Here is a 12854-nt window from a genome sequence, read left to right as displayed (position 1 = left end):
TCCTACCGCGCCTCCTGGTCGCTGTCCGGAACCCGCGCCGCCCACATCGGCGGCCGCTCCGTCCGCCGCCGGACCTCCCCCACTGCCTGAACGGCGTGGGAGGTGCCCCCACCGCTCTGCCGGGGCGGCCGCTCGTTCTGGCCACGCAGGGCGGTGAGCGGGCCGTCCCACAGCGTGCCGTCGGTCCGGTCGCCCGGATCGGGGTCGATCAGCACCACACCGATCACCGAGACGCGCTGGTCCGCGAGCTGCCGCGCCACGGTGTGCAGCCATGCGGCGCTGCCGTGCCCGGCACGCACCACGAGCACGGTCCGGGTGCCGAGGTGGCGGAGGTCGGTCCACGCCGTGCCGGGCGCCACCGAGCCGACGCCGACACGGAGTTCGTCGTGCGCCACAGCCGCGGCACGCTCGCCGACGACCACCGTCGGGGCTCCCGGCTTCGGGCGGCGGCCCGCGAGCGGCAGGCCGGGCAGACCGTCGACGACGACCACGGGCCCCTGCGCCGCCAGCGCCCCGGCGAGGTCCAGGGCGATCACGCTCGTGCTGCGCGCACAGCCCAGTTCCAGCAGCGACACCGGTTCCGCGGAGCCGCGCACGGTGCGGGCCAGGGACGTGGTGAGCCGGGTCCGTGCCGCCCGGGTTCTTCGGCGCTGCCACAGCCGGGCCGGCCCGCGCGGCGTGCGCGGCAGTTCCGCGATCACCGAGGCGCCGAGGTTCGCCGCGATCTCCCGGCGCAGTACGGGCCGGTCCGCCACCACCGCGCCGACCGCGGCCACCGCGAGCCCGAGGACCAGCCCGAGGACCAGCCCGATCGCGCCGTCGGTGCCGGCGGCCCTGGGCAGGGAGTGCCGTACCGCGCGCGGGGCGTCCACGATCTGCGTGCCCGCGACGAGCCGGGGCGTTCCCATGCGCGCTTCCTCGGCGCGCTGGTCGAAGTCGGCGATCCGCGAGGTGAGTTCGGCGCGGCGGGCGAAGAGCGACTCCAGGTTCGCCGACGCCTCCGGGTCGCTCTGCGGCGGTCCGTCGCCGATCGCCTCGTTGACCTCGGCGAGTTCCTTGCTCATGCGGTCACGCTGGTCGAGCAGGGCCTTCGCCTCGGCCGTCGCGGTCTGCCGCATCCGCCTCACATGGTCCGCGACGAACGCGTCGGCCAGCGCCTCGGCCCGGGCCACCGCCTCCGCGTCGCTGTCACCCGTGACATCGATGCGCAGCAGGTTGTTGGTCAGGCCGGTGCCCCGGTAGTCCCGCATGAAGTCCGCCGGGCTTACGGGGGAGTCGAGGGCCCGCAGGGCCTGGCCGGCGATCCGCGTGGTGTGCAGCAGCTCGACGTCGGTGCGGATCAGCGTTCCGGTGTCGTTCGGCTGGTCCTCCTCGTGGGCGACCAGCACCGTGACCACCGCGGTCGGCGCCGGCGGCAGCAGGACCGCGACCGCCACGCCGACCAGCAGGCCCAGCAGCGCCAGGGAGCACCACAGGCGGCGGCGCCTGCGCACCGCTACCACCAGCGCCTGCAGATCCACCAGCGGAGCGGCGGCCGACTCCGAAGTCTTGCTCGTCGTCACACCGAACCTCCCGTCGCGTGGCCGCGCAGCGCGAGCGCCACGGTGGCCTCGTCCGCGGGACGGCCGGCCGACCGCGCCGGACGGCCCCGGACCAGGCCGGCGACGACGGTGCCGACGACCTCGTGCCCCGCGTCCGCACACGCCTCGGCGACGCCGGCGAGTTCCTCCGCGGTCCAGCCGCCCGCGCTGAGGACCACCAGGGCACCGGACTCGATGTCGCGGTCCGGCACCAGCGGCCGGGCCACCGAGACCTCCACCATCCGCAGCAGCGGATCGCCCTCGGCCTCGGCGACGAGCTGCCCGGCGGCCCGGCGGGCGACCTCGTCGCCGTCCGGCACCACGACCAGCAGCCGCCGCGGGGCCGGCAACTGTTCCCGCAGGCGCGCACACACCCGCCGGTAGCGGAGCTGCCGCCCGGCCTCGCCGCCGGACGGCTGCGGGGTCGGTACGTCCCACCGGGTGTCGACGCCCAGCAGCCGGCGGATCCGGGCCCGCGGGCCACGGCCCTGCGGCCGGTGCGCCGGCTGTTCAGCCGGTACGTCCACGGTGCCCAGGTGCACGGAGCCCAGCGCCGCGGCGATCTCCGGTGCGGTGCGCAGCCGGCGACTCACCCGGGCGGCGGCGAGATGGCCGACGACCGCGGCCAGGAAGAACAGCAGCGCCCCGGCGGCGATGAACTGCACCCGCGTGGGCGCCGCCTCGCCGGTCGGCCGGGCCGCCGGACCCATCACGACCATGGCGGCCTTGTTCGTCGCCGGGTCGGCCTCGTCCAGCTTCTTCATGGCCTCCTGCAGCGTGGTGCGCAGCTTCTCCAGCTCGGTGCGGGCCTGCACGCTCTCCACGGTCTGCCCCGGATCGGCCGCCTCGGCCAGGTCGGTGATGCGGCGGTTGGTGCGCTCCACCGCCTTGCGCAGCGCCTCGGGACCGGACGCCGCCTCGGGGTCGGCGCTGCCCGCGAGCCGCGCCGCGAAGGCGACGAACTCCTGGGCCACCTGGTCGGAGAGCTGCTGTGCGCGTTCCGGGGAGTCGGCCGTACCCGAGATCTTGATGATGTTGCCGTCGGCGGCCTTGGCGCTCACCTGGTCCCGCAGGTCGCTTCCGCCGACCCCGGGCCAGCCGAGTGCGGCGGCCGCGCGGTCGACCACCACCGAACTGGTCGCGATCTCCGCCTGGGTCAGCAGCTCGCGCTCCTCCCACGCGCCCGGCAGCAGGACCGATGCCGACGTCGTGTAGCGCGGCGGGAACACCAGCGAGGTGCCGTAGCCGACGAGCGCACCCACCACGACGAGGATGGTGAGCAGCCGCCGGCGCCGGCGGAGAATCCGTCCGATCGTGACCAGGCGTATCGTGTCATCGCTCAACGGCGCGGCCTCTTCCCTGCCCGGCCCGGGGCCCCGACGGCACCGGAGCATGGTCACGGCAGGCAGCGGCGTAGGCGGCGAGCAGCGACGCTTGCGAATTCCGCCAGGAGAGCGGCCCGTCGACCCGCTCCTGACCGATCTTTCCCATACGGGCCCGCTGCTCCGGGTCGTCCAGCAGCAGCGCGACGAGCCGGGCGAACTCGGCCTCGTCGTTCGCGGGCGCGTACACGGCGGCGTCACCGGCGGAGACGCGCGCCTCCTTCAGGTCGAACGAGACGATCGGCCGGCCCATCGCCATGTACTCCAGGACCTTGTTCATGGTCGACACGTCGTTGAGCGGATTGCGCGGGTCGGGGGAGAGGCACACGTCCGCGGTCGACAGGTAGCGCACCAGGTCGGCGTCCGGAACGCGCCCGGTGAACTGCACCTGCTCCGTGAGCCCGAGCTGCCGGGACAGCTCCACCATCGCGTCGAAGGCGTCGCCGGAGCCGACGAACACCGCGTGCCAGTCGGTCCGCCCGACCTCGTCGCGCAGCTTCGCCAGGGCGCGCAGGGCGTAGTCGACGCCGTCCTGCGGGCCCATGACGCCGAGGTAGCACAGCAGATGAGGCTTGCCGCGCTTCAACTCCGGCTCGGGCGGCACGGGTCGGAACCGCTCGGTCTGCGGCGCGCTGCGCACCACGAAGACGTCCTCGGGACGCCGGCCGCCCCGGCGCACGGCGACGTCCCGGTAGCTCTCGTTCGTGGCGAGCACGACGTCCGCGGCCCGGTAGGTACGCCGTTCCAGTGCGCACACGGCGCGGTAGAGCAGGTCCTCGCCGCGGTCGAACCGGGACAGGTACAGCTCGGGCACCAGGTCGTGCTGGTCGAAGACGAACCGCGCTCCACGCCGCTTCAGCCACAGGGCCGGCAGGAACAGCAGGTCGGGCGGGTTGCAGGCGTGGACCACGTCGACCGGGCCGACCTTGCGGGCCAGCCGGAGCGTGTGCCAGAGCGCCGATCCGTACTCCCGCAGATAACCGGCAGGCCCTCCGGTGGCGGCGCGCAACGGGTAGCGGTGGATCCGCACCCCGTCGATCTCCGCCTCCGGCTCCGTGTCCCGCTTGCTGCCCTGGGGGCAGATGACGTGCACCGTCCAGCCCGCGTCGCGCAGCGTCGTGCATTCCTGCCACACCCGCCGGTCGAACGGCACCGACAGGTTCTCCACCAGAATCAGCGCGCGCCGGTCAGCCCGGTCGCCGCCGGCTGCATCACCAAGCAAGGCCCACGTACCCAGGTTCGGCCCGACGCGCCTCGGCGTCGGGGAGGCGTATGAGGTCGACGATCACCGGGCCGCCGCCATGAGGCAGCGCGGAGAGGACAGCAGGGTCCCTGGTCCCGACCAGGCACACCTCGGCGTGTTCGAGCACCTCGTCGACGGAGTCCGCGAGCAGTTGCGCGAGGTGCGGCAGCCGGGTCTCGATGTACTCGCGGTTCGCGCCGATCAGCCGGGAGAGGCTCACATTGGCGTCGTGGATCTTCAGGTCGTACCCCTTGCCGAAGAGCCTCTCCGCCAGCTCGACGAGCGGGCTCTCGCGGAGGTCGTCGGTGCCGGGTTTGAACGACAGCCCGAACAGGCCCACCTTGCGTTTTCCGGTGCGCTCGACCAGCTCCACCGCGCGCTGCAGATGGTCGGAGTTGGAGGGCAGCACGTGGGACAGGATGGGCACCGAGACGTCGGCGCGCTGCGCCGCGTGGACCAGGCTGCGCAGGTCCTTGGGCAGGCAGGAGCCGCCGAAGGCGAAGCCGGGCCGCAGATAGGCGGGGCTGATGTTCAGCTTGCGGTCGGCCAGGAACACGTCCATCACCTGGTGCGAGTCCACCCCGAGCGCCTGGCACACCGCGCCCAGCTCGTTCGCGAAGCCGATCTTCAGGCCGTGGAAGGCGTTGTCCGCGTACTTGATCGCCTCGGCCGTCGGGACCGGCACCCGGAACACCTCGCCGGGCAGGCCGTCGTACAGCGCCAGCACCGCGTCGCCGCTCGCCGCGTCGAGTTCGCCGATGACGGTCTTGGGCGGGTCGAAGAAGTCCCGCACGCTCGTGCCCTCGCGCAGGAACTCCGGGTTGACCGCGACCCCGATGTCCACCCCGGCCGTACCGCCGACGTACTTCTCCAGGATCGGCACCAGCAGGTTCAGGCAGGTGCCGGGGAGCATCGTGCTGCGGAAGACGACGGTGTGCCGCCCGCCCCGCTCGGCGAGCGCGGCGCCGATCTCTTCGGTGACCCGCTCCAAGTACGTGGTGCACAGGCTGCCGTTGGGCTCCGACGGGGTGCCCACACAGACCAGCGACACCTCGCTGCCCATGATCGCCTCGCGGACGTCACGGGTGGCGCGCAGGGCTCCGGTCCGTACGACCTCGGCGGTGAGCTCGCCGATCCGCTCCTCGACCACCGGGGCCTTGCCGTCGTTGACCAGGTCGACCTTCACCTGGTTGACATCCACTCCGATGACCTCGTGGCCCATGCTGGCCAGGCACGCGGCCGACACGCAGCCCACGTAGCCGAGCCCGAAAACGCTGACTCTCATGACGCGTTCCTCCCCCCAGGCAGGCCCCCTCGGCCTGCGGGACCATTGGGCAGTTGCCCCCCGCGCATCAGTAGGCCCCCTGCCCGTGGAGGACCGCACGCAGCGTCTTCCACAAGATCACCGTGTCCAGGGCGAGCGACCAGTCCTCCACGTACCGCAGGTCGAGTCGGACCGCCTCCTCCCACGGCAGGTCGCTGCGTCCGCTGATCTGCCACAGGCCGGTGAGGCCGGGCTTGACCAGCAGCCGGCGCCGGATGTCCGGCCCGTACGCGGCGCACTCCTCCGGCAGCGGAGGGCGCGGACCGACCAGCGACATCGAGCCGGTGAGCACGTTGAAGAGCTGCGGGAGCTCGTCGATCGAGTACCGGCGCAGCACCGCTCCCACCCGGGTCACCCGCGGGTCCCGGCGGAGCTTGAACAGCAGGCCCGCGCCCTCGTTGCGGTCGGCCAGTTCGGCACGTGCCCGGTCGGCACCGGCGACCATCGTGCGGAACTTGAGAATGGTGAACTCACGGCCGTCCTTGCCGACCCTGCGCTGCCGGTAGAACGCCCCGCCCCGGCTGTCCACCAGCACGAGCAGCCCGACCAGCACCATCAGCGGCGCGAACAGCACCAGCAGCACCGCCGCGCCCACCCGGTCCACGACCTCCTTGACCGCCCTGCGGCCCCCGGTGAAGGCCGGCATGCTGACCCGCAGCAACGGGATCCCGAGCACCGCGTCGACGTGCAGCCGCGGGCCGGCCACCTCCATCAGCACCGGCGCCACGACCATCTCCGCGTCGCTGCCCTCGAGGTTCCAGGCCAGCCGCTGCAGCCGGTCCGGTGACCAGTGCGGGTCGGGTGTGACCGCGACGACCCGGTAGCCGTCGCGGCGGACGTGATGGGCCACGTCCGTCAGTCGCCCGACGATCGGCACTCCGTCCAGTTCGTCGTCGACGAGCCCCAGACCGTCCGTCGTGCACACCGCGTCCACCCGCCAGCCGAGGTGCGGGAACTTGCGCGTCCGGGCGATCAGATCGCGCACGGTGTCCCGGCTCCCGGCGGCGAGCACCGGTCTCAGACACCGCCCGTCCTTGCGCTGTTTGTGCAGCGACAGACGCAGCAGATAACGCGCGGTCATGGTGACCAGTGCGATCGCGGGGATCGCGACGAAGATCCAGAGTTTGATGTTGCGCGAGGTGAGAGCGATTCCGCCGAGTGCCAGGACGACGGTCGCCGTGAAAAGTGAACGTCCGAGCCGGCGGAATTCCTCGGCGCCCTGGCCGAGAACAGCCGGTGCCCATGCGCGGCTCACCGCAAGGGATCCCAGCACCAGCAGTTCGGTGCCGAATGCGAGAATTCCCCACTTCTCGTGCCAGTTGGCCGCGTCCCGGGCCCCGAAAAAGTTGCCGATCGCCGCCACCACGAACGCGGTGGCCACCGTATCGCTGGTGATCACGGTACGGCGGTACCGCTGCTCCCAGTCGAGCGCGGGCCGACTGATCGCCCCGCTCGCCACATGCCCGCTCGCTGACGGAAACGGGCTGACAATTCCCCCTTGCCGCACAGAACCCCCCAGGTCCCCAGTGGTTCGACGTGGTCGCCAAACACTGCCCCCCGTCGGGAGGCCCCCGCCTCCCGCGCCGCGCTGCTCCTCCCCAGCGGGAGCGGTCCACCCCCGCGCATGACATCTCGGCACATCGAGAGCTACTTGAACAACCCACCCTGGTGGCAGCAGAACGCACGATCTGGACCCCGTCGAAACCCCGGGTGCTCCCCGCACCCAAGGCCCCCTCCAGGGCTCCAGGAATTGATCACCCCCACGTCCGGCCGCCGGAGACGCGACTGCTGGCTTTCACGCAGCGCCGGACCTAAAGATCATTACTGGTCGCCTCGAACCCGAACAGCTGAAGCACGGTCAATCTAGACCATGGAGGCCCTTATGAAGAGGGGATGTGTGGAATTTGTGTTGAGGCTTTGCGGCGGGGCTCAACTGATCGATGATCGCTAATGCGTTCCTTTTGCGCCACAGCGCCAAAACGCGCCGCGTGGGCGCGAGTGGCCGCCTCTACCGGTCGGTGACCACCACTCCGAGGGTGCGCTCAAGGCCGAGGGCGCCCGCGTCGGTCAGCTGCACCACGCGCGGTCTCGACCCCCACCGCACCCAGTCGAGTGCGAACAGCCGCGCCGTGAGGGCCGCGCCGAGCCCGCCGGCGAGATGGTGCTGGTGTTCGCTCCAGTCCACGCAGTAGCGGATCGCAGGGCGGCGCGGGGGCAGACGGTCGGTGTCGACGCCCAGTTCGGCGAGCAGTGCGGGGCCGTTGGGGGTGAGTTCGTACCGGACGTCGCGGCCGTACGACGAAGGCCGGTCGCGTACGGCTTCGTGGGGCCGGTGAACACCGTCGTGACCGCTGAGGACGCCCCGTTCCAGCAGGCCGCGCATCAGGGCCACGCCCAGCCGGCCGGCGAGGTGGTCGTAGCAGGAGCGGGCGCGGTGCAGGGCGTTGGTGCGGCTGCTCTGCCTGAGCGAGGTGATGGCCAGCGGTGGCGCGATCAGGGCGAGGCACTCCAGGGCCGCGCTCACGTCCGGGCCGGCGAGCCGGTAGAAGCGGTGTCTGCCTTGCCGCTCGACGGTCAGGAGCCCTCCTTCGACGAGTTTGGCCAGGTGCACGCTGGCGGTCGCGGCACCGATGCCCGCCTCACCGGCCAGGGCGCTCGCGGGCAGTGCGCGTCCGTCGCCCAGACACTTGAGGATCCGAGCACGCGACGGGTCGGCGATGAGAGCGGCGGCACGGGCGATGTCCGTCTGGTGCTTGAGCGGCTCACCCTGGCGCTCGGACGGCACGGCGGCGGCCGTCGAGCGCGGCCCGGCGAGGGGGCTGTCGTTCGGCATGGACTCAGCGTAGAACGACGACACTTCGTCGGATGACGAAGTGTCCGGCGGTGATGCTCTGCTCATGACCAGCGCACCGATTTCCCCCACCGCACCCGTTCCCGCCACGGTCCAGGACCGGCCCGGCGACCGGGACTCGGCACCGCCCGGCGCCGCCACCGGGAAGTCGGCCCCCCTCGCCCGCGCGCCGCTGATCGCGCTCAGCCTCGGCTACTTCCTCGTGATGCTGGACGTCACCGTCGTGAACGTGGCGATCCCCGACATCCGCACCTCGCTGGGCACGGGCCACTCCGCGCTCCAGTGGATCGTCGACGGATACAGCACCGTCTTCGCCGCACTGCTGCTCCTCGGCGGAGGAATGGCCGACCGGTTCGGGCACCGCCGCGTGTTCCTCTGTGGCCTGGGCCTGTTCACCGCGGCCTCCGTCGCCTGCGGCCTGGCCACCGCCTCCGGGCTGCTCATCGCCGGACGACTCGCCCAGGGCGCCGGAGCGGCCCTGCTCGTGCCCGCATCCCTCGCCCTGCTCCAAGTCACCTTCCCCGACCGCACGTTGAGGTCCCGGGCCGTCGCCGTCTGGGGAGCCGTCGCGTCGATCGCCTTCGGGGCGGGACCGGCGGTCGGCGGGCTGCTGGTCTCGGGCTTCGACTGGCGCTCGGTGTTCTGGCTGAACCTGCCGTTCGGCGCACTCGCCATCTTGCTGACCCTGCGTCACATTCCGGCCCCGGCGCCCCGGTCGAGTGGGCGGAAGGCGGACCCGATGGGCCAGGTGCTCGCCGTCATCGGCCTCCTCGGCGTGGCCGGCGGCCTCAACGAGGCGGGCTCGTACGGCTGGACGTCCCCGCTGGTCCTCTCGGTCCTCGGCGCCGGTGCCGCGGCCCTGGTGGCCTTCGTACTGATCGAACGCACCCTGGAATCGCGCTCCGCACAGGGCCGCACCCGGCGCGCTCCGCTGCTCCGGCCCTCCATGTTCCGCTCCCACTCCTTCACTTCGACCGTCGCGATCGGCATGCTGATCAGCCTCGGCTATTACGGCATGCTCTTCCTCGCCACCCTGTACTTCCAGCAGGAGCACCACCTGAGCGCCCTGGACACCGGCCTGGCCCTGCTGCCCTCGGTGTGCATGGGGCTGGCCACGGCCCCGCTGTTCAGCCGCATCGCGGCACGCACCGGGCCGTACCTCCCGATGGCCGCCGGTCTCTTCCTCGGCACCGTCGGCTTCCTCGGCTGGCTGCCGGCGGGGCCCGGCACCCCGTACCCCGTCCTGCTCTTCGCGTTGATCGCGACCGGCCTCGGTCAGACCATGACGGCCCTTGCCGCCGTCTCCGCCGTCGTCGAAGCCGCTCCGCCGTCCGACGCGGCGATCGCCACCGCCGTCCTGAATGTGTCGCGGCAGATCGGCAGCGCCGTGGGCGTGGCCCTCTTCGGCACCTTCGCCGCCACCGCGGACGACTTCGCCTCCGGCCTGCACCTGTCGGCGGCTGTCGCGGCGGGTACGTTCGCCCTCGGCGGTCTGCTCGCCCTGTCGGTCCGGCGCCGAGCCGACGCAGTGCCTGCCTGACCGACGCGGAGACAGCCCTCGACATCCCCACCCGTTACGCCCTGGACCGCAAGGAGTTGCCCCTCATGACCACACCGCACCGCAGCCCCGAGATACTCCGCTACACCGCGTTCGCCGCCGACCCTGCGGGAGGCAACCCCGCCGGTGTCGTCCTGGACGCCACAGGGCTGACCGACGAGGACCAGCTCGCGATCGCGGCGGAACTCGGCTACAGCGAGACCGCTTTCCTGACCGCACCACCGACGGAACTCGCCGCTCACGAACGGGCGTACACCGTCCGCTACTTCTCCCCGCAAGCCGAAGTCCCCTTCTGCGGACACGCCACCATCGCCACGGCCGTCGCCCACGCGGAACGCCACGGCCCCGGCGATCTGATCCTCGCCACGCCCGCCGGTACGGTCCCGGTGACGGTGACTCAGGCGCCTGACGGCACCCTGCGCGCGACCCTGACCAGCGTCGAGCCCGCCGTCCACGAGGTGACGGAGAAGGACGTCACCGAGGCGCTCCAGGCGCTCGGCTGGTCCGCCGCCGACCTCGACCCGGCCTTCCCGCCGCGGATCGGCTACGCCGGGGCCCGCCACCTGATCCTGGCCGCCGCGACCCGCGCGCGCCTGGCGGACCTCGCCTACGACTTCGAGCGGCTGAAGGCCTTCATGACCTCCCTGGACCTCACCACCGTGCAACTGGTGTGGCGCGAGTCCGAGACCGTCTTCCACGTCCGCGACCCCTTCCCCGTCGGCGGGGTGGTCGAGGACCCGGCGACGGGCGCCGCAGCCGCGGCCTTCGGCGCCTACGCACGCCAGCTGGGCCTGGTCCCCGAGGAATCGGCACTCGTCCTGCACCAGGGCGCGGACCTGGGCCGCCCGGGCGAACTGCATGTCACGCTGCACGCCGGCGACGCGCGCGTGCGGGTGAGCGGCACGGGGACGCGGATTCCGGAGATCACGGCGGGGTAGCGACCGCGGTTCCGGTGGACCCGCCGATGACCGAGCGGCCCCGGACGCGCGTGCTGGAGGGCACGGGCGCCCGGGTGGCCGGGCCGTGGCTCAGGCGTCGATGATGACGGGGATGATGAGCGGCTTGCGGCGGTAGGTGCGGAACGCCCAGTTCGCCACCGAGCGGGCGATGAGCTGTTCGAGCTGGCGCGCGTCCCCGACGCCTTCCTCGGCCGCGGTGGCCAGGGTCTTCTCGATGACGGGGATGACCGGCTCGAAGGTGGCGTCGTCGTGGACGAAGCCGCGGGCCAGGAAGTCGGGCGCCTCGGCGAGGGCACCGGTGTCCGCGTCGACGATCGCCACCACCGTGACCACGCCTTCGGCGGCGAGGGTGAGGCGGTCCTTGAGGGACGCCTCGGTGGCGCCGCCGACCTCCATGCCGTCCACGTACACGTTGCCGGCGGGGACCTTGCCGGTGATGGACGCGCGCCCGTCGACGAGGTCGACGACGACGCCGTCCTCGGCGATGACGACCCGGTCGGGGTCCACGCCGGTACGGATGGCGAGGTCGCCGTTGGCCCGCAGGTGGCGCCACTCGCCGTGCACGGGCATGACGTTGCGGGGCTTGACGATGTTGTAGCAGTAGACGAGCTCGCCGGCGCTGGCGTGCCCGGAGACGTGCACCTTGGCGTTGCCCTTGTGGACCACATGGGCGCCCCACCGGGTCAGACCGTTGATCACCCGGTAGATGGCGTTCTCGTTACCGGGGATGAGCGAGCTGGCCAGCAGGACGGTGTCGCCCTTGCCGATACGGATCATGTGGTCGCGGTTGGCCATGCGTGACAGCGCGGCCATCGGTTCGCCTTGCGAGCCGGTGCACACCAGGGTGATCTTGTGGTCCGGGAGCTTCTCCAGCTCCTTCGTGCTCACGATCAGACCGGACGGGACCTTCAGATAGCCCAGGTCACGGGCGATCCCCATGTTGCGGACCATCGACCGGCCGACGAAGGCGACCTTGCGGCCGTACTGGTGAGCGGCGTCCAGGACCTGCTGGATGCGGTGCACATGGCTGGCGAAGCTGGAGACGATGACCCGACGCGGCGCGGTGCGCATCACCTGCTCGATCGCCGGGTTCAGCTCACGCTCGGAGGTCGTGAAGCCGGGCACTTCGGCGTTGGTGGAGTCGGTGAGGAACAGATCCACACCCTCCTCGCCGAGGCGGGCGAAGGCGCGCAGATCGGTGATGCGCTCGTCGAGAGGGAACTGGTCCATCTTGAAGTCGCCGGTGTGCAGCACCATCCCGGCGCTGGTGCGGATCGCGACCGCGAGGCTGTCCGGGATGGAGTGGTTGACCGCCACGAACTCGCAGTCGAAGGGACCGAAGCCGCGCCGGTCGCCCTCGCGCACCCGCACGGTGCGCGGTCGGATGCCGTGCTCCTTGAGCTTGGCCTCCAGGAACGCCAGCGTCAGCTTGGAGCCGACGAGGGGAATGTCGGAGCGCTCGCGCAGCAGGTACGGCACGCCGCCGATGTGGTCCTCGTGGCCGTGGGTGAGCACCACGCCCACGATGTCGTCCAGCCGGTCCCGGATCGAGGTGAAGTCCGGCAGGATCACGTCCACGCCGGGCTGCGTCTCCTCGGGGAACAGCACGCCGCAGTCGACGATGAGCAGCTTGCCGGCGTGCTCGAAGACGGTCATGTTGCGGCCGATCTCCCCCAGGCCGCCCAGGGCAGTGACCCGCAGCCCTCCCTCGGGCAGGGGTGGCGCGGCTTTCAGCTCGGGGTGCGGATGACTCATACCTTGACGTTACCCGGAGAGTGGGACGTGGTGATCCATTGCCCCTGTGATCTCTTCCTCGCGACGGGTCGGGGCACCTGCCGCGGGTGCCCCGGGACGGGGGTTCGATGGCCTGGCTCCGGGTGCTCCAGGACGAGAGGCGGATCGGGCCGTCGGCCGCCCTCGCCCGGCGTCCGGGACCACCGATGGCCGACGTAGAGGC

The 12854-nt window shown here is 72.0% G+C and carries 8 protein-coding genes and 1 pseudogene; 2 read left to right on the top strand and 7 right to left on the bottom strand.

The window, feature by feature from the left end:
• Positions 1–2: 2 nt before the first annotated feature.
• The 6 genes and pseudogenes from RKD23_RS02215 to RKD23_RS02190 all read right to left on the bottom strand — a co-directional run bounded on the left by RKD23_RS02215 (position 3) and on the right by RKD23_RS02190 (position 8362).
• Positions 3–1562, bottom strand: coding sequence for a Wzz/FepE/Etk N-terminal domain-containing protein (locus RKD23_RS02215; protein ID WP_424852004.1), 1560 nt, complete (start codon positions 1560–1562; stop codon positions 3–5).
• On the bottom strand, positions 1559–2923 hold the full coding sequence (locus RKD23_RS02210) for a Wzz/FepE/Etk N-terminal domain-containing protein (protein WP_424852003.1): 1365 nt from the start codon (positions 2921–2923) through the stop codon (positions 1559–1561). Before RKD23_RS02210 ends, RKD23_RS02215 begins: the two co-directional genes overlap by 4 nt.
• A pseudogene (locus RKD23_RS02205) lies at positions 2920–4184 on the bottom strand (glycosyltransferase family 4 protein). The gene RKD23_RS02210 and the pseudogene RKD23_RS02205 overlap by 4 nt, the downstream one beginning before the upstream one ends.
• The gene (locus tag RKD23_RS02200; RefSeq protein WP_424852002.1) at positions 4174–5490 is read right to left on the bottom strand and encodes a nucleotide sugar dehydrogenase; all 1317 of its coding nucleotides are present in this window, start codon (positions 5488–5490) and stop codon (positions 4174–4176) included. The pseudogene RKD23_RS02205 and the gene RKD23_RS02200 overlap by 11 nt, the downstream one beginning before the upstream one ends.
• 67 nt (positions 5491–5557) lie before the next feature.
• Positions 5558–7036, bottom strand: coding sequence for a sugar transferase (locus RKD23_RS02195; RefSeq protein ID WP_424852001.1), 1479 nt, complete (start codon positions 7034–7036; stop codon positions 5558–5560).
• Between the two features lie 501 nt (positions 7037–7537).
• Positions 7538–8362, bottom strand: coding sequence for an ArsR/SmtB family transcription factor (locus tag RKD23_RS02190; protein WP_424852000.1), 825 nt, complete (start codon positions 8360–8362; stop codon positions 7538–7540).
• Between the two features lie 64 nt (positions 8363–8426).
• Here RKD23_RS02190 and RKD23_RS02185 point away from each other — a divergent pair, with 64 nt between their 5' ends.
• On the top strand, positions 8427–9920 hold the full coding sequence (locus RKD23_RS02185; RefSeq protein ID WP_424851999.1) for an MFS transporter: 1494 nt from the start codon (positions 8427–8429) through the stop codon (positions 9918–9920).
• A gap of 65 nt (positions 9921–9985) precedes the next feature.
• Positions 9986–10876, top strand: coding sequence for a PhzF family phenazine biosynthesis protein (locus tag RKD23_RS02180; protein ID WP_424851998.1), 891 nt, complete (start codon positions 9986–9988; stop codon positions 10874–10876).
• Between the two features lie 90 nt (positions 10877–10966).
• On the opposite strand, the gene RKD23_RS02175 is transcribed toward RKD23_RS02180, so the two are convergent.
• Positions 10967–12652, bottom strand: a complete 1686-nt coding sequence (locus tag RKD23_RS02175) for a ribonuclease J (protein ID WP_424851997.1) — start codon at positions 12650–12652, stop codon at positions 10967–10969.
• Positions 12653–12854: the final 202 nt, after the last annotated feature.

It is taken from the genome of Streptomyces sp. SAI-170, from assembly GCF_049739565.1.
Classification (GTDB): Bacteria; Actinomycetota; Actinomycetes; order Streptomycetales; family Streptomycetaceae; genus Streptomyces.
This window is presented reverse-complemented; position numbering and strand designations above follow the sequence as displayed.

Excerpts from the sequence above, each read along its gene's own strand:
- RKD23_RS02200 (WP_424852002.1), bottom strand. The coding sequence starts at position 5,490 with ATGAGAGTCAGCGTTTTCGGGCTCGGCTACGTGGGCTGCGTGTCGGCC.
- RKD23_RS02190 (WP_424852000.1), bottom strand. The coding sequence starts at position 8,362 with ATGCCGAACGACAGCCCCCTCGCCGGGCCGCGCTCGACGGCCGCCGCC.
- RKD23_RS02185 (WP_424851999.1), top strand. The coding sequence starts at position 8,427 with ATGACCAGCGCACCGATTTCCCCCACCGCACCCGTTCCCGCCACGGTC.
- RKD23_RS02180 (WP_424851998.1), top strand. The coding sequence starts at position 9,986 with ATGACCACACCGCACCGCAGCCCCGAGATACTCCGCTACACCGCGTTC.
- RKD23_RS02175 (WP_424851997.1), bottom strand. The coding sequence starts at position 12,652 with ATGAGTCATCCGCACCCCGAGCTGAAAGCCGCGCCACCCCTGCCCGAG.